The organism is Paenarthrobacter sp. TA1.8 (assembly GCF_048595705.1).
GTDB lineage: Bacteria > Actinomycetota > Actinomycetes > Actinomycetales > Micrococcaceae > Arthrobacter > Arthrobacter nitroguajacolicus.
Map to the genome: position 1 here is coordinate 4,104,233 of NZ_CP184287.1, position 17,233 is coordinate 4,121,465.

Genomic DNA, 17,233 nt, shown 5'->3' on the forward strand with positions numbered 1-17,233 from the left:
AGAGCGGGCGATACCTCCCCAGGTATCGCCCGCCTCGTTGGCTCTGTTGCGCAGAGTCCGTCCCCATAAGGGCCCACGGCGGCAGGGTTCCCTGTCCGAGCTTGCGAGGAAAGGGGGCCGCCGGGGATCTAGGGGCGCTGCCGGCCGAATACCGGGAGCGCGCGCAGCCAACGGGAGAACCCGCCGGCTTTGCGGTCACAGTCGGCCGGAATATAGAAGTCGGGATCTGTCGCACCGAAGGGCAGGTACAGCTCCTGACCCGGCGCCGGGAATTCCACGACGTTGTTCGTATCCTTCGGGTCCATCTGTTCCTCCTCTTTCCCATGCCTACAGTTTCCGCTCTTCGGAAAACTTTTATTGTTATGTGGAAAGTGTAGGCAGCGGAGAAAGCAGTCGTCAAGACCCCTTGGGAGGCGAAGTGAGTTGCCCCGGTCACATTTGGATGGTTCATAACGATCCTTCGATACCCGTATACACAAGACGAAATAGTGCGCTACTCTCGAATCAGTTCGTGGCGTAGGTCACGTAACCTGAGAGCAGCAGGCAGGGTCGTAATGAGCTGGCATCCATGGATGCTGGCTCTTTTTTGTTGGGTCGGCTCCACCAGAAACGCAGTGGAAACACGCGCTTAATTTCATTGATGGAACGTAGGTTCCACCTCACAGAAGTTGGGATATGACCATGAGCAACAACATCGTCCTCGGCGAAAACCAGTACGGCAAGGCAGAAGTCCGCGTCGTCAAGGTCACTCGGGATACAGACCGCCACCACATCGAAGACCTGAACGTCACTTCGCAACTGCGCGGCGATTTCCAGGCCGCACACCTCCAAGGCGACAACGGCCACGTCGTTGCCACCGATACCCAGAAGAACACGGTCTACGCGTTCGCACGTGAAGGCATCGGCTCCCCCGAGTCCTTCCTCCTACGCCTCGCAGACCACTTCACCGGCGGATTCGACTGGGTTACCGGCGGCCGCTGGGAAGCCGAAGCCTACAGCTGGGATCGTATCCAGGCCCACGGAGAGGGACACGACCACAGCTTTGTCCGCAACGGACAAGAGGTGCGTACCGCCGTCGTCGTCCGTGATGGGGCAACCACCCACCTTATTTCCGGCCTCAAGGACCTGACCGTCCTGAAGACCACGCAGTCCGGTTTTGTCGGCTACCCGCGGGATAAGTACACCACCCTTCCGGAAACCACCGACCGCATCCTGGCCACCGATGTATCCGCCCGCTGGCGCTACAACACCAATCTGGACTTCGCCGGCACGGACTTCAACAAGAGCTACGAGGACATCAAAGCCCTCCTGCTCGAAGGCTTCACGGAAAACTACTCCCACGCCCTGCAGCAGACGCTGTTCGACATGGGCAAGAAGGTCCTGGAAGCACACAGCGAAGTGGACGAGATCAAGTTCTCCATGCCCAACAAGCACCACTTCCTGGTTGACCTGAGCCCGTTCGGCCTGGACAACCCCAACGAGGTCTTCTTCGCCGCGGATCGCCCGTACGGCCTTATCGAAGCAACTGTCCAGCGCGAGAACATCGAAGCTGCACCCGTTGCCTGGAGCGGCATCGCCGGCTTCTGCTAAGCCCGCACCAAACCAGCACTAAAAAAGCACCAACCACGGGTTTGTGTGCAGGCCCCCACGGCGCCCCTTACGGCCGGGCCTGCACACAACCCCAACCCCAACAACTCAAGATTTTGTTAGCCAGACACAGTTAGCCAGACGAAGACGTCTGCCATGAACCCAGAAAGTCTGCCATGAACATCAAGAAGAAATCCCGCCCTGCGAATACCACCCGTTCGCAGACGCATCAGTCGGAACGCCCCGAGGATAAGCGACTCTCCATCGGAAGCACCTTCGCTTACGGCTTCCAGCACGTTCTCACCATGTACGGCGGAATCATTGCCCCGCCGTTGATCATCGGCGCGGCCGCCGGCATGTCCTCGCAGGACATCGGCCTCCTCATTGCCGCCTGCTTGTTCGTTGGCGGCCTGGCCACCATCCTGCAGACCGTCGGCATTCCGTGGTTCGGTTCGCAGTTGCCGCTCGTCCAGGGCGTTTCCTTCGCCGGTGTTTCCACCATGGTGGCGATCGTCCAAGGCGGTGGCGGGATCCAGGCGGTGTTCGGCTCGGTCATTGTGGCCTCGCTGATTGGCCTGGCGATCACTCCCCTGTTCTCCAAGATCATCAAGTTCTTCCCACCGGTGGTTACTGGAACCGTGATCACCACTATCGGCCTCACACTGATGCCAGTGGCAGCAAACTGGGCCATGGGCGGCAACGCCAAGGCGGACAATTACGGCAGCATGGCCAACATCGGCCTCGCAGCAGCAACCATGGGCGTCGTACTGCTCTTGAGCAAGGTGGGCAACGCCGCTATCTCCAGGCTCTCCATCCTGCTGGCCATGGTCATCGGCACCATCATCGCGTTCGTGGCAGGCATGGCCGACTTCTCCAAGGTTGGCCAGGGTGACATCGTCGCATTCCCCACACCGTTCGCTTTCGGTGCTCCGACCTTCGAAATCGCTGCCATCATCTCCATGCTTATCGTCATCCTGGTGACCCTGACCGAAACCTCTGCAGACATCATCGCAGTGGGCGAGATCGTGGACACCAAGGTGGACTCCCGCCGCATCGGCGACGGCCTCCGCGCCGACATGCTCTCCAGCGCCATCTCCCCGCTGTTCAACTCCTTCACGCAGAGCGCCTTCGCCCAGAACGTCGGCCTCGTCGCCATCACGGGCATCAAGAGCCGCTTCGTGGTTAGCGCCGGCGGCCTCATCCTGGTGATCCTGGGCCTCCTGCCGATCCTGGGCCGCGTTGTCGCAGCGGTTCCGACGCCCGTCCTGGGCGGCGCCGGCGTCGTGCTCTTCGGTACGGTGGCAGCCAGCGGTATCCGTACCCTGGCCAAGGTTGAGTACAAGAACAACATGAACCTGATCATCGTGGCGGCGTCGATCGGCTTCGGCATGATCCCCATCGCCGCGCCGTCCTTCTACGACGCGTTCCCGTCCTGGTTCTCCACGATCTTCCACTCCGGCATCAGCTCGGCAGCCGTCATGGCTATCCTGCTGAACATCCTCTTCAACCACCTCAAAGCCGGCAACTCGGACAACCAGTCGGTATTCGTCGCGGGCACAGACCGGATTGTCAGCGAAGAGGACATCAAGTGCCTCAGCGAAGGCGACCGCTTCGAGAACGGCAAGCTCATCGACGCCGACGGCAAGGAAGTTCCGCTCAAGACGTCCAGCGCGTCGGAGCACTAACTTCTGATCCGCCGAAATGACACTTGACGCCCATGTTTTCGGAAAACATGGGCGTCAAGTGTCATCTCGGACAGAACGTACGACGGCGGCACTCACCCGCGTGGGAAGCTCACCTGCACGCTTCGCACCGTAAGATCATGGCCGAACAGGTACCCTGCTTCCGCTCATTGGCCTTCCGCGAGATCCCGACCCCGGACTACGCGGACGTTTGCCTGGCCGTCCTTCCGGACGGAGCCAGCACGGAACCTGCGGAGTGGGCGGAGCGGCTGTTCCCCCTGGAGTCCATGCCCCGCTGGGTTGCTGCGGCTATGGGTTTGCGACAGGCCCTGGTCCCTTTGATCGGCGTTCCCAAGGCCCCACGGGACACGTTCAGAGTGACGGATCAGTCCGCCCGCTCAAAACCCTCGCCGAGATGACAGATAATGCCCATGTTTTTGGAAAACATGGGCATTATCTGGCAACTCGGCGAAAGAAAATCAGTTCTGGTTCAGCTCCGCGGAGATCGCCATCGCAGCTTCACGCAGCATGGGCACGGCGCGGTCGGCGAAGCTCTGGTCCACGCGGGTGATCGGGCCGGACACGGAGATCGCGGTGGGAGTGGGAGCGTTGGGGACGGCCATGGCGAAGCAGCGGACGCCGAGCTCCTGCTCTTCCTCGTCAATGGAGTAGCCGCGTTCGCGGATCAGCTTGAGGTCCGCGAGCAAGGAGTCGATGTCGCCGATGCTCTTGGCCGTGGGAGTGGGCATGCCGGTGCGGGCCACGATGCCGCGGACCACCTCGTCGTCCAACTGGGCGAGGATGGCTTTGCCCACGCCGGTGTCGTGCGTGTGGGCGCGGCGGCCGACCTCGGTAAACATGCGCATGGAGTGCATGGAGGGGACCTGGGCAACGTAGATGACCATGTCGGAATCCAGCACGGCCATGTTGGAGGTCTCGCCCAGGCGTTCCACAAGGGTCTTCAGCTGCGGACGGGCCACGGCGCCGAGTTGCTTGCTGGCACCTTCACCGAGCCGGATGAGCCGGGGCCCCAGGGCGTAGCGGCGGTTGGGCAGCTGGCGGATGTAGCCGAGTGACACCAGCGTGCGCAGCAAGCGGTGGATGGTGGGCAGGGGGAGGTCAGTGGACGACGAAAGCTCGCTCAAGGTGACGTCGCCGCCCGCGTCCGTGATCAGTTCCAGCAGTTCAAAGACGCGCTCAACGGACTGCACGCCTCCGGAGGCTTTTTCAGCCATTCCCTTGTCTCCAATGACTCAGATTCCGACAACTCTTATCCGCATCGTGAAAAGAATTGCTTAGAACACCCAACATACAGCACAGCGCCCACCTGCGCGATGACACCGAACATGACCAAGCAAGGGGTTGTGTTTCCACTTTGTAGATAATAATATCCATAATACGAAAACATTCAGTTTGGAACGGCGGCCCGGGAACGGGCCTTACAGGAGGAATTTCAATGGCGAATCCGAGCCCCGGAAACTCGATCACCCTGCGCGTCGCCGCACCGTCGAGCTTCACCGCTACCAGCGAACTGGCAGCAGCCGTCGGCGCAGCCGGTGCAGCAATCACCGCACTGGACGTCACGGAATCCCACCACGAGACGATCGTTGTTGACGTCACCTGCAACACCACCGACGACGACCACGCAGGCCGCGTGAAGGACGCCCTGAACGCCCTCGACGGCGTCACCGTCCAGCACGTCTCGGACCGCACCTTCCTCATGCACCTCGGTGGCAAGCTCGAAGTTGTCCCCAAAGTAGCCCTGCGCAACCGTGACGATCTCTCGCGTGCCTACACTCCCGGCGTCGCCCGCGTTTGCATGGCCATCGCAGAGGACCCGGCCGCAGCCCGCAACCTGACGGTCAAGCGCAACACCATCGCAGTCCTCACCGACGGTTCCGCCGTTCTGGGCCTGGGCAACATCGGCCCCGCCGCCGCCCTGCCCGTCATGGAAGGCAAGGCCGCACTGTTCAAGCAGTTCGCCAACGTTGACGCCTGGCCGGTCTGCCTGGACACTCAGGACACCGAAGAAATCATCATGATCGCCAAGGCCATGGCGCCCGTCTACGGCGGCATCAACCTCGAAGACATCGCCGCGCCGCGCTGCTTCGAGATCGAGAACCGTCTCCGCGAAGAACTCGACATTCCCGTCTTCCACGATGACCAGCACGGTACGGCGATCGTCACGCTCGCTGCTTTGGTCAACGCCCTCCGCGTTGTGGACAAGAAGCTCTCCGAGGTCAAGATCGTGGTTTCGGGTGTCGGCGCTGCCGGCTCGGCCATCATCCAGCTCCTCAAGGCCCAGGGCGCGCAGCACATCATCGCCGCCGGCCGCTCCGGCGCCATCCACTCGGGTGAAAAGTACGACGACGAGCACCGCAGCTGGATCGCCGCGAACACCAACGAAGAAGGTTTCTCCGGAACCCTGCACGACGCCCTCAAGGGAGCGGACGTCTTCATCGGCGTCTCCGCTCCGCACGTGATCGGCGAGGAGCAGGTTGCTTCGATGGCCGAGGACGCGATCGTGTTTGCCATGGCGAACCCGACGCCGGAAATCGATCCCGTTGTCGCGTCCAAGCACGCAGCCGTGGTTGCCACCGGCCGCAGCGACTTCCCGAACCAAATCAACAACGTGCTGGCCTTCCCCGGCTTCTTCCGGGGCCTGCTGGACGCCGGAGCCTCGGACATTACGCCGAACATGCTGGTGGCCGCCGCTGAGGCAATTGCCAACCGGGTAGCTGACGATGAGCTGAACGCGAGTTACATTATCCCCAGCGTCTTCGATCCCCATGTTGCCGCCGATGTAGCGACCGCCGTGGCCAATGCGGCGCACGCCAACGCCGCCAGCGCACTCTAGAAAAGGACACCGCCACATGGCTATCACAGTCACTGATCCCCGGCCGATCGATCGCGCCGAGGAAATCCTCACCCCCAAGGCACTGGCCTTCATCGAGGAGCTGCACAAGCGCTTCGCCGGCACCCGCAATGAGCTCTTGGAAGCACGCGGCGTCAAGCGCCAGAAAGTTGCTGACACCAGCCGCCTCGACTTCCTCCCTGAGACGCAGGAAATCCGCGACGGCGACTGGAAGGTCGCCGAGGCACCGGCAGCTTTGCAGGACCGCCGGGTCGAGATGACCGGCCCGGCAACACCCGCAAAGATGGCCATCAACGCCCTCAACTCCGGCGCCAAGGTATGGCTCGCGGATCTCGAGGACGCCAGCACTCCCACATGGCCCAACGTCATCGACGCGATCCTCAACCTCCGCGACGCCGCCCAGGGCACCCTGAGCTACACCTCGCCCGAGGGCAAGGAATACCGCCTGCGGACCGACGCGCCCCTGGCTGTTGTTGTTGCCCGTCCCCGCGGCTGGCACATGGAAGAGAACCACCTGCTGATCGACGGCGAACCCGCCGTGGGTGCGCTGGTGGACTTCGGCCTGCACTTCTTCCACATCGCCAAGCAGCTGCTCCTCAACGGCCAGGGCCCGTACTACTACCTGCCCAAGATGGAGAGCCACCTTGAGGCCCGCCTCTGGAACGACGTCTTCGTGTTCGCACAGGACTTCCTCGGCATTCCGCAGGGCAGCGTCCGCGCCACGGTCCTCATCGAGACCATCCCGGCAGCGTTCGAAATGGACGAGATCCTCTACGAACTCCGCGACCACGCCTCAGGCCTGAACGCCGGCCGCTGGGACTACCTCTTCAGCATCATCAAGTACTTCCGTGATGCCGGCGAAGAGTTCGTCCTCCCGGACCGCGCCACCGTCGCCATGACCGCTCCCTTCATGCGCGCCTACACCGAACTCCTGGTCAAGACCTGCCACAAGCGCGGCGCCTTCGCCATGGGTGGCATGGCCGCCGTCATCCCCAACCGCAAGCAGCCGGATGTCACCGCCGCAGCCTTCGACAAGGTCCGAGCCGACAAGACCCGCGAGGCAAACGATGGCTTCGACGGCTCCTGGGTTGCACACCCGGACCTGGTCCCCACCTGCCGCGAAGTCTTCGACTCCGTGCTCGGCGACCGCCCCAACCAGCTCGACAAGCAGCGCCCCGAGGTGAGCGTCACGGCCGAGCAGCTCATCGACGTCGCCTCCGCCGGCGGCACGGTCACCGAAGCCGGCCTGCGGCTGAACCTGTACGTCGCCGTCGCCTACACGGGCGTCTGGATCTCCGGCAGCGGTGCCGTTGCCATCCACAACCTCATGGAAGATGCCGCAACCGCGGAGATTTCCCGCTCGCAGGTGTGGCAGCAGATCCGCAACAAATCCGTCCTCTCGGACACCGGCAACACCGTGACCCGCGAACTCGTCAGCCGCATCCTGGGCGAGGAAACCGAACGCCTGCGCATAGAATTCGGCGACGAAAACTTCGCAAAGTACTACGAGCCTGCGTCGAAGCTGATCGAGGACATCTGTTTGTCCGACGATTACACGGACTTCCTCACCACGCCCGCGTATGAACTGGTGGGCTGAGATGGGCTCATTCTCTTCCTCTGACCTGGCCCACATCGAGTCACAGCTCGCCGCGACGGACCAGTTGCTGGACCGCAACTATCCCGGCGACGACGGCTCACGCCAGCCCATCCACACTGTCTACATCCCCGCCGACCGCTTCACGCCTTCCCTTGCGGCAGAGTGGGGCGCCCAGGCACTCGCGACGGCGGAGGCTCACGGAGGCCTGGAAAAGCTCGGTCAGCTGTTGGGCCAGGAACCTCACTTGGCTGCTGCTGTTGCGGAGCGTGTGGCTGCGAAGCTTACTGCTGAGCCGATCGAAGACCTCCGTTTGGACTTCGAAGACGGCTACGGCGATCGCGGCGATGAGGCAGAAGACGCCGACGCCGTAGCTGCCGCCAACGCTGTTGCCGCTGCAGTTTCGGCCGGAACAGCTCCGCCGTTCATCGGCATCCGCTTCAAGTGCTTCGAAGCCCCCACGAGGGCCCGCGGCCTGAAGACACTGGACCTGTTCGTCTCCACGTTGGCCGCGGCCGGCGAACTCCCGGCCGGCCTGATCCTCACCCTGCCCAAGGTCACCACAGTGGCCCAGGTACAGGCGATGGACTTCGCAGTGTCCCGCCTTGAAGAAGTCCACGGGCTTCCCGCCGGCCGGCTCCGCTTTGAGGTGCAGGTGGAAACACCGCAGCTCATCATCGGCGCTGACGGAACCTCACCGGTAGCCCAGCTCCCCCACGTGGTTCCGGGACGCATCAGCGCCCTGCACTATGGGACCTACGATTACAGCGCGTCACTGGGTATCTCCGCGGAATACCAGTCCATGGAGCACCCTGTGGCGGACTTCGCCAAGGAAGTCATGCAGCTCGCCGTCGCCGGCACGGGCATCCGCCTCTCCGACGGTTCCACCAACATCATCCCCGTGGGCGATGGTGTGGAAGATGCCTGGAAGCTACACGGCCGCTTGGTTCGTCGCTCCCTGGAAAACGGCTACTACCAGGGCTGGGATCTCCACGCAGCACAACTGCCCAGCCGCTTCTCGGCGTCGTACGCTTTCTACCGCGAAGGCCTGCCCGCAGCGGCCCTCCGCCTCCGCAACTACGTGGAGCGCACCGAAGGCGGCGTCATGGACGAGCCCGCCACCGCCCGCGCGCTTGCGGGCTTCGTCCTCCGCGGCGTCCAGTGCGGCGCGGTGGGGACCGACGAGGTCAAGGCGCTTGCCGGCGTCGAACTTTCGCAGCTGACCGCACTGGCGCACCCGCGGCTCGCACAACCAACTTCGCACTGATAGGAGCATTTCGCATGGGCAAGTACTACTACCCTCAGGGCGGCCTGCCGCCGCAGACCCAGCTGACCACCGAACGGGCCATCGTCACCGAGGCCTACACGGTGATCCCCAAGGGCGTCATGACGGACATCGTCACCAGCAACCTGCCGGGTTTCTCCAACACGCGCTCGTGGATCATCGCGCGGCCGATCTCCGGCTTTGCCACCACATTCTCCCAGTTGATCGTGGAGATCGCACCGGGCGGCGGGGCACCCAAGGCCGAGTTTGAGTCCGGCGTTGAAGGCGTCATCTTCGTCACCAAGGGCCAGGTCAACCTGACCCTCGACGGCGAACTGCACCACCTCGAAGAGGGCGGCTACGCCTACCTTGCTGCCGGCGCGGAATGGGGCCTGGAGAACGTGTCCGACGACATCGTCTCCTTCCACTGGATCCGCAAGGCCTACGAACGCCTTGAAGGCTTCGAGGCCAAGTCCTTCGTCACCAATGAGAAGGACGTGGAGCCCACCTCCATGCCGGACACCGACGACGTCTGGAAGACCACACGTTTCACGGACTCCAGCGACCTCGCCCACGACATGCAGGTGAACATCGTCACCTTCCAGCCCGGCGGCGTGATCCCCTTCCCGGAGACTCACGTCATGGAGCACGGCCTGTACGTGCTTGAGGGCAAGGCCATGTACTTGCTCAACAACGACTGGGTTGAAGTGGAGGCCGGCGACTTCATGTGGCTGCGCGCGTTCTGCCCGCAGGCTTGCTACGCCGGCGGTCCGGGCGAGTTCCGTTACCTGCTGTACAAGGACATGAACCGCCAGGTGAAGCTCACCTAGTCCGTTTGTTTACGCCGGGATCGCCGGAAAGCTGCCAGTTCGCTGGCAGCTTTCCTGCGATTTCGCGTTTCTCGGGCCGTTTCGGCACGGGTCCGGCTAACTCAGCGGCTTCGGCGGCCTATGGCGAGCCCGGCCCAGAACGCGAGGACAAGCAGGCCAACGACCGTCACGACCAGCCCGAGCTGGGTGCCTTGGCTGACCATGGCCCCACCGTTCCCGACGAAGACAGTGTCGCTCAACGGTGCGTAGGCGAACCAGCCGAAGTTCGTGTTCTGGTTGGTCCACGCCACGATCAGCCCCACGATCACAGCGAGCAGCCCCAGCAAAGGCACGACGACGGCAGAGACGCTGCGGGCAGGCTGCGGTGTGCTCTGTTCCCCAAATTTGTTGTTTTCCCCCATGCGGCCGAGTCTAGCCTGCGCGCGTGCACCCAACTGAGTCGCAGTTAAGCGCGTTTTGAGCTCTCTAAACGCGCTCTGCTGCGACCTAGTTGGGTTTGCCCGGGCCGCCGGCGATTCGGTACGACTCCTGGAGCAGTTCGTCGAGCTCTTCCGTGTCGATTCGTTCCAGCCGGATCAGCATCAGCTTCGGGGACTGTTCGTGATGCGGGGTCCAGAAGAAAGTGTCCGGTTCCATGGCTGCGAGTGCTTCGCGTTCATCGGTTTTCACCGTGCCCACGCCTTCTTCCCACATGCGGGCCATGAGGGACTTGGCGAACCACGCGGGCTGCCCCCAGCTCTGGCGCTCGGTCACTCCGGGCATGCTCAGGCAGATGCGTCTTACGTCGTCCTCAGTGGCCATGGTTCACTGTGGCACCGCCTTTGTTCTGCCACAAGGGATGCTGCCGCGATCCGGCTGGGCGAATGTTGACCATCGGCTTCTGTGTCATCGACACGAGCCCGCGGTAGTGCCGTCGTCGAGTCCTACGCTGGGGTCCCAGGTCGCCGGAAACGTGCACGGTCGGCGGGAAAGCTGCCAAGCCGCCCGAGCGTTCCGGCGATCCAGCACAGTTCCCGCGAAGTCGCGGTCGCGGTCCCGAACGCGTCCGCCACTTCGGTAGAGTCCTGACCATGGATGAAAAAGCGACGCTGCTCACATACTTGCGCCTCCGCCGGGCAGACCTGCTCGGGAAACTGGACGGGCTGGGCGAGTACGATGCCCGCAGGCCCATGACCCCCACGGGAACCAACCTGCTGGGCCTGGTCAAGCATGTGGCCAGTGTGGAGCTGGGGTATTTCGGCGAGACCTTTGGCCGGTCCAGCGGCAGGGAGCTGCCGTGGTTTGCTGACGATGCGGCACCGGATTCCGATATGTGGGTCCCCGCCACCGAGAGCCGCGAGGAAATCCTGGAGCTGCACCACTTCTCGGCCAAGCACAGCGATGAAACCATCGAATCCCTCCCGTTGGATGCGCCGGGCGTCGTGCCGTGGTGGTCGGATGAGAAGAAGAACGTCACTCTCCACCAGATCCTGGTCCACATGTGCGTGGAAACGTCGAGGCATGCGGGGCACGCGGACATTATTCGCGAATTCATTGACGGCAACATTGGGCAGAGACCGGGCGATCCGAACATCCCGGGCCGGTCCACGGAAGAGTGGGCAGCCCACCGTGCCCGCATTGAACAGGCGGCGCTGCAGGCAGGCGAAAGCACCGCCTAAACCTTCATAGGCGGCTCGGTGAGGCGCTGGCATACTAACGGGCTCGCAGGCCACTATTGCCTGGATCGTTCTTAGTGAGGTTCGGGAGGGGGCGGAGGTGCGGCTTCCTGACCTTCTTCGACCTCAATGATGCCCAAAATCAACTTATTTCGGGTGCATTCTGGCATCTGAGCTTCTAAAGCGAGTCAGAAATGCAGCAGCCTCCACCTCTCAATGAGCTCCCGGTCACATTCTGTTTACACGCCAACCATGGCCTTTTGGTATCCCAAAGTGTAATCTCCATCACATTCCCTCATGTGATATTCGCATTCCGCATGACGGAACCATTCGCGTGGCAATGAATGAAACCTTCAGAGCTCAGATAGGAGCGCACTGTGGAAAAAGACCTTGCCCAGGAGGCTGCAACACCGCGGACCGGATCCCTGGCCAAACAAATCGAAGGCGCGTATCAACGGATTGGGGTGACTGGCGCACATCGCCAGATTGTCTTCATGATCCTGCTGGGCGTCTTCTTCGACGCCCTCGAACAAAATGCCGTAGGAATCACCGGCCCCATCCTCCGCCAATCGTGGGGATTGGGAGCCACCGAAATCGGTTTGCTGAACACAATGACGTTTACGGCAACCGCACTTGGACGGCTCGCGACGGGCCTCATCGTCGACAAGTATGGCCGGCGGCACATGCTGGTCATCAACCTCATCATTTTCGCCGGTGGCTCATTGCTCTGCGCCGTTGCCCCGAACTATCCCATTTTGGCCGCGGGCCGCTTCATTGTCGGCTTCGGGCTCGGTGGTGAAATAGCCGTCGCCGTGATCATGATGGCGGAGTTCTTCGCCGCCAAACACCGCGGCACCGCTGTGGGACTGATCAACGTCACCGCAGCCGGTCTGGGCAACATGCTGGCACCGGCCTTCGGCATCCTCGTCTTCACGCTCTTCGACGGCCCGGACAAGTGGCGCTGGGTGTTCGGCCTGCTCTTCATCCCCGCCCTGCTGGTGATGTTCTTCAGGAGGTACGTTCCGGAAACGCCGCGCTTCCTGGCTTCCCAAGGCAAAATCGATGAGGCAAACCTCGTCATCACCCGGCTTGCCCGCAACAAGCTCTCCGGCCCCATCAAGGACCCGGAAACATACATCACGGCAGTACCCGATCCTGTGGTGGTGAAATCGTCCGGCCACTGGAAGGACGCCCTCCGCGGCAAGCTCCTCAAGCGTACGGTGCTGCTGTGCATCGCCGTTTGCATGTCCTACGCCGCCCAGATTTCCATGCTGACGCTGATGCCCACCATCCTGGTGTCCCGCGGTTATGCCGTGAACACGAGCCTCTGGTTCACTCTGATCATGCAGTCGGGTTCATTGCTGGGTGCCTGCACAGCCGCCTACCTCGCCAGCCGACTGCCCCGGAAGAAAGTGCTCACAGCGGCCGCAATTCTTGGCTGCCTGTCCGGGCTGTCCATGGCCTTCCTTGCCACCGACATCGTGCTCGTCGTGATCTTCGGAGTTCTCTTCAACTTCTCCGTGATCATCCTCAACACCACCATTTGGCTGTTTGCGCCGGAGCTCTACCCCACGCGCACACGTGGTTTCGGTACGTCCATCATCCTGGCAGCGGGTTCTTTGTCCGGAGGCCTGTTCCCGCTCATCTCCGGGGCCGTGTTCGACTCCGCCGGTTTGCCGGGCATGTTCACCACTCTGGCAGTGCTGTTCGTCGTCCTGGCGATCGTGGTCCAATTCCCTCCCGAGACCTTCAACAAGCCCCTGGAAGAGGACGCTGAACCGGGCGATGACGAGGAAGCTGCGATCTATGGACACTGACCTTCCAACCCCGGACACTGTCCTCCTGGTAAATCCAAACACCAACGGCGACACCACAACCATGATGGTGGACCTGGCTGAGGAGACCTTGGCGCCGCATGGTCTCCGGGTTGTGGGCATTACCGCAGCCGCCGGGCCTTCCATGATCGTGGATCCGGTCTCCCTGTCCGAATCTGAGGCGCACGTCCGCAATGCTGTGCACGGCTATCTTTCCGGGCCCGACGGCGGCAGGGTGGCCGCTGTGATCGTTGCAGCGATAGGTGATCCGGGGCGGGCACAGTTGGACGACGAACTGGATATCCCGGTGATCGGCATAGGACAAGGCTCCGTTTACGCCGCCGCACTGGACTCTCACGGCGGGCTCCGTCACTTCGGTATGGCAACAAGCACACCATTGTTGGTGGAAGCCCTGGGCAAGCTGGTGGCAGACCACGGGTTCCAGGAGCACTTCACCGGTGTCCGGCTGACGCTGTCCGAACCCTTGGTCTTGGCGGCAGACCCTGAACGCCAGTTCCAGGAGTTGGCGCAGGCCGTCACAGAGGCTACGGCCACTGACAACACTGAGGCAGTCATCATCGCCGGCGGCCCACTCAGCGCCACCGCGCGGCGGCTGGCGGAGACAACCGCCGTCGACATCATCCAACCGATCCCAAGCGCCTGCCGGCTGGTGCTCGCGGCTCTGTCTTAAACACAAAGAGCAGCGCCCGACGACGGCACTCAAATGCCGTCGTCGGGCGCTTTTTGAAGAACCCCGCAAGGGTCCGCAAGCCTCCCCCGCAAACTTGATGAGAACTTGAGCCAATCGAAAAGCTTCCTTGATATAGCAGCGCCACGCTGGAAACAGACGAAGCACCAATACACAGGGGTTTCGGCAACGAATTTCCAGTATGAAACACGACGATGTGGGGGAAGCAATGGAACAGGCATCAGCACTAACCGAGGTGGTCTCCGTCAAGGGCATCATCCAGGACCAGCACCCCGTGGATTTCTACGCGCTGGGTGTCGCAGGATGCATCGACCGGCTGGCCGCACCGCTCCGGCGTGCAGGCGTCACAGTGCACTGGCACACTCCCCATCACGGCATCGAGATCTCTTCCTCAGCCGCCGCCCTCCTGTATCACGTGGCGCAGGAGACCTTCAGCAACACCCTCAACTACGCGAACGCCAGCCAGCTCACCGTCCGGCTCAACGCCGTTTACCACGGCATCCAAATCACCATCACGGACGATGGCAGCGGTTTCGAAATCCACGCCGCCCCCAGTGGCCGGCGGCACGGTTTCGGATTGCTGCTGATGTCCATTGCAGTGCACGACGCCGGCGGGACAGTAGACATCGATTCTGCGGTTGGGCGGGGCACCACTGTGAGGGTTACGCTGCCGCTGGATTGAGTCCGATTTGGGACCATAATAGGGCGTCAAACCCATAGCCCCACAGCGTTGGCGGACGTATTCTGTAGCTACTTTTCAGCCTGACATCCCTAGGGAGTGGCACGAAAATGAAGCGGAACAAGGATCCAAAGATAAGTCTGGGCAAGGTCCTTTTGAGGGTCTTCGGGTTCTTCTTCGTGAGCATTCTCTGCGGGGTGCTGATCACAGGATTCCTGGCCCCCGTGGTTGCCTTCACCAGCACCACCGTGGGCGGGTCCGTAGGGTTTTATCAAAGCCTTCCGGCCGAGCTCGACGTCGATTCCCCCTCGCTTTCCAGCACGGTAGTCTCTGCAGACGGGCAACTAATAGCCACCTTCTTCGCCGAGAACCGGGTGAAAGTCCCCCTGGAGGAGATGTCGCCGTTCATCCGTGAGGCGATCATCGCTATCGAGGACAGCCGCTTCTACGAGCATGCAGGTGTGGACGCCCAAGGCATCATGCGGGCCCTGAGCTCCAACTTGACCCAAGGCACCCGGCAAGGCGCTTCCACGCTCACCCAGCAGTACGTCACCAACGTCCTCAACGAGTCCCGCCTGTCCGACGGGCGGCCGGAGGACGTGGTCCTCAGCGGCCAGAAGACCGTGGGCGACAAGCTGCGCGAGATCAAGCTTGCCCTGGAACTGGAGAAGCGCTTCAGCAAGGACCAGATCCTTGAGGGTTACCTGAACATCGTGTTCTTCAACCGGAACGCCTACGGCATCGAGGCCGCATCCCGCTACTTCTTTAGTACCTCCGCCATGGATCTGACCCTGCCCCAAGCAGCCCTCCTGGCCGGTTTGGTCAATGGTCCCAGCATTTATGACCCCATTGCCGATCCCCAGGCTGCACTCGACCGCCGCAATCTGGTGTTGGGCCGGATGCTGGAACAGGGCAAGATCACGGCTGTGGACCACGGCGTAGCGGTGGCCACACCTATCGAACTGGACATAACTCCTTCCCTGCAAGGGTGTGCGGGCACATCGTTCGCCACCTACTTCTGTGACTACGTTTCCCACCTCATCCTGAACAATGAGGCCTTCGGTTCGACATTGGAGGAACGTGAGCGGCTCCTCTACCGCGGTGGCCTGACCATCACCACCACGTTGGATAGTCGCCTCCAGAATCTCGCCCAGCAACAAGTGGACGCGTCCGCCGGAGCCAACCCGGACAAGTGGGGCGCAGCGATGACCACTGTTCAGCCGGGCACGGGGAAGATCCTGGCGATGGCCCAAAACACGGTGTTCGTACCCCAGGAAGGAAAGTACGACACCCAGCTGAACTTCAATGTGGATGCCAAAGACGAGAACGGCTACGACCTCAATGGGGCGGGCGGTTTCCAGCCCGGTTCAACCATGAAACCGTTCATCTACGCCGAGTGGCTCAATGAGGGCAAGCACCCCACCGCCACGGTCGACGCCTCGCGCAGGGTGTACCCGGTGGGTTTCCCCTGGCGTTCGAGTTGTGGCAAGGTCCTTGGCGGCTACAGCACAGCCCAGAAGGCCCAGAACCTGGGTGCCGACGACGACCTGCAAAATAACGACGACGGCTACTACCGCCCGATGCCCATCAACTACGGCCTCTACAACTCCATCAACACCGCCACTTTCGCCACTGCAGCCCAACTGGACTTCTGCGGGATCCAGAAAATGGTGGACGCCGTTGGCCTCCACAGCGGTTTGGACAACGCGCCGGTGAACATGCACCAGATCGGCAATCTCCTTGGTTCCATTGGCGTGGCCCCGATGGTTCTGGCCAGCGCCTACGCCACCTTTGCCAATGACGGCACCTACTGCAAGCCCATTGCCATTACCGGGATCAGCGATTTCCAAGGGCGCCAGTTCGAAGCTCAAACACCCGAATGCCGGGAAGCTGTGAAACCGGCTGTAGCCCGCGGTGTGAACGCCGTCCTTCAGGATGTGATGAAGGTGGGTTCCGGCGTCTGGATTGAACCCAAGGTCCACACCAAGGTTCCCGTCGCCGCAAAGACGGGGACGTCCAACAACAACGGAGCTACGTGGGTGGCCGGTTACACCACGACCCTCGCCACGGCGTCGTTCTTTGGCGATACGACGGCGGGACAGCAGCGGGCGGGGCAGAATGTCACCATCAACGGCAAGTTCTACAAATCCTTGGACGGGTACATGATCGCCGGGCCGCAATGGGCCAACTACATGGTGGAAGCTGTGGCCCTCTACCCGAGCGGGCCGTTCGTGGCACCGGCTCCGCCGCCCTCCCCTGCGCCCACCACACCGGCGACTCCGCAGCTGACCAGGCGGTGACCACCCCCACCCCCCCACGTTGCGAGGCCCGATCTGCGCACAATTCCTTCGCGAAAGGCTGCAGAGCAGGCCCCACAACAAACCACCCCACGTTGCGAGGCCTAATCTGCACGCAATTCCCCCACGAAAGCGCGCAGAGCAGGCCCCTCAACAAACCACCACCCCGACCTCCCACGTTGCGAGGCCCGATCTACCCGGTATCCCGCAGCGAAAGGATGCAAAGCGGGCCCCACAACTCATGGGT

At 62.2% G+C, this 17,233-nt stretch carries 16 protein-coding genes; 12 read left to right on the forward strand and 4 right to left on the reverse strand.

Going from position 1 to position 17,233, the window contains the following annotated elements; translation table 11 throughout:
- Positions 1 to 128: 128 nt before the first annotated feature.
- Positions 129 to 305 (reverse strand): hypothetical protein, encoded by a 177-nt coding sequence (locus tag ACNAOT_RS19085; protein WP_420178984.1) that lies wholly within the window; start codon positions 303 to 305, stop codon positions 129 to 131.
- Positions 306 to 675: 370 nt separating this feature from the next.
- Here ACNAOT_RS19085 and pucL point away from each other — a divergent pair, with 370 nt between their 5' ends.
- From pucL to ACNAOT_RS19100, 3 genes are all read left to right on the forward strand, one after another.
- Positions 676 to 1,590 (forward strand): factor-independent urate hydroxylase, encoded by a 915-nt coding sequence (gene pucL, locus ACNAOT_RS19090; protein ID WP_420178985.1) that lies wholly within the window; start codon positions 676 to 678, stop codon positions 1,588 to 1,590.
- Between the two features lie 173 nt (positions 1,591 to 1,763).
- Positions 1,764 to 3,272, forward strand: a complete 1,509-nt coding sequence (locus ACNAOT_RS19095) for a nucleobase:cation symporter-2 family protein (RefSeq protein ID WP_420178986.1) — start codon at positions 1,764 to 1,766, stop codon at positions 3,270 to 3,272.
- 137 nt (positions 3,273 to 3,409) lie between these two features.
- Positions 3,410 to 3,688 carry a hypothetical protein gene (locus ACNAOT_RS19100; protein ID WP_420178987.1) on the forward strand — a complete coding sequence of 93 codons (279 nt, stop codon included), beginning with the start codon at positions 3,410 to 3,412 and terminating at the stop codon, positions 3,686 to 3,688.
- A gap of 60 nt (positions 3,689 to 3,748) precedes the next feature.
- Here ACNAOT_RS19100 and ACNAOT_RS19105 read toward each other — a convergent pair whose 3' ends face one another.
- Positions 3,749 to 4,504, reverse strand: a complete 756-nt coding sequence (locus ACNAOT_RS19105) for an IclR family transcriptional regulator (RefSeq protein ID WP_011776026.1) — start codon at positions 4,502 to 4,504, stop codon at positions 3,749 to 3,751.
- Between the two features lie 221 nt (positions 4,505 to 4,725).
- On the opposite strand from ACNAOT_RS19105, the gene ACNAOT_RS19110 reads away from it, so the two are divergent.
- The 4 genes from ACNAOT_RS19110 to ACNAOT_RS19125 are packed head-to-tail and all read left to right on the forward strand — an operon-like array spanning position 4,726 to position 9,832.
- A complete protein-coding gene (locus tag ACNAOT_RS19110; protein WP_364305707.1) occupies positions 4,726 to 6,126 on the forward strand; it encodes an NAD-dependent malic enzyme in 1,401 nt (466 codons plus the stop codon).
- Positions 6,127 to 6,142: 16 nt separating this feature from the next.
- Positions 6,143 to 7,741 (forward strand): malate synthase A, encoded by a 1,599-nt coding sequence (gene aceB, locus ACNAOT_RS19115; RefSeq protein WP_420178988.1) that lies wholly within the window; start codon positions 6,143 to 6,145, stop codon positions 7,739 to 7,741.
- Between the two features lies 1 nt (position 7,742).
- Positions 7,743 to 9,005: a DUF6986 family protein gene (locus ACNAOT_RS19120; protein ID WP_420178989.1), complete on the forward strand. Its 1,263-nt coding sequence runs from the start codon at positions 7,743 to 7,745 to the stop codon at positions 9,003 to 9,005.
- 14 nt (positions 9,006 to 9,019) lie between these two features.
- Positions 9,020 to 9,832, forward strand: coding sequence for a bifunctional allantoicase/(S)-ureidoglycine aminohydrolase (locus ACNAOT_RS19125; protein WP_062071654.1), 813 nt, complete (start codon positions 9,020 to 9,022; stop codon positions 9,830 to 9,832).
- 101 nt (positions 9,833 to 9,933) lie between these two features.
- Here ACNAOT_RS19125 and ACNAOT_RS19130 read toward each other — a convergent pair whose 3' ends face one another.
- A complete protein-coding gene (locus ACNAOT_RS19130; protein ID WP_420178990.1) occupies positions 9,934 to 10,233 on the reverse strand; it encodes a hypothetical protein in 300 nt (99 codons plus the stop codon).
- Positions 10,234 to 10,318: 85 nt separating this feature from the next.
- Complete coding sequence (locus ACNAOT_RS19135; protein ID WP_420178991.1) at positions 10,319 to 10,633, reverse strand: MmcQ/YjbR family DNA-binding protein; 315 nt, start codon at positions 10,631 to 10,633, stop codon at positions 10,319 to 10,321.
- Positions 10,634 to 10,902: 269 nt separating this feature from the next.
- Between ACNAOT_RS19135 and ACNAOT_RS19140 the strand changes: the two genes are divergently transcribed.
- The 5 genes from ACNAOT_RS19140 to ACNAOT_RS19160 all read left to right on the forward strand — a co-directional run bounded on the left by ACNAOT_RS19140 (position 10,903) and on the right by ACNAOT_RS19160 (position 16,989).
- On the forward strand, positions 10,903 to 11,490 hold the full coding sequence (locus ACNAOT_RS19140; protein ID WP_420178992.1) for a DinB family protein: 588 nt from the start codon (positions 10,903 to 10,905) through the stop codon (positions 11,488 to 11,490).
- Between the two features lie 374 nt (positions 11,491 to 11,864).
- Positions 11,865 to 13,304, forward strand: a complete 1,440-nt coding sequence (locus ACNAOT_RS19145; protein ID WP_091470348.1) for an MFS transporter — start codon at positions 11,865 to 11,867, stop codon at positions 13,302 to 13,304.
- Positions 13,294 to 13,992, forward strand: a complete 699-nt coding sequence (locus ACNAOT_RS19150; protein ID WP_420178993.1) for an aspartate/glutamate racemase family protein — start codon at positions 13,294 to 13,296, stop codon at positions 13,990 to 13,992. Before ACNAOT_RS19145 ends, ACNAOT_RS19150 begins: the two co-directional genes overlap by 11 nt.
- A 199-nt stretch (positions 13,993 to 14,191) precedes the next feature.
- Positions 14,192 to 14,692, forward strand: coding sequence for a sensor histidine kinase (locus tag ACNAOT_RS19155; protein ID WP_166660329.1), 501 nt, complete (start codon positions 14,192 to 14,194; stop codon positions 14,690 to 14,692).
- 107 nt (positions 14,693 to 14,799) lie between these two features.
- Entirely contained in the window at positions 14,800 to 16,989 is a 2,190-nt protein-coding gene (locus ACNAOT_RS19160) for a transglycosylase domain-containing protein (RefSeq protein WP_420178994.1), read from the forward strand.
- Positions 16,990 to 17,233: the final 244 nt, after the last annotated feature.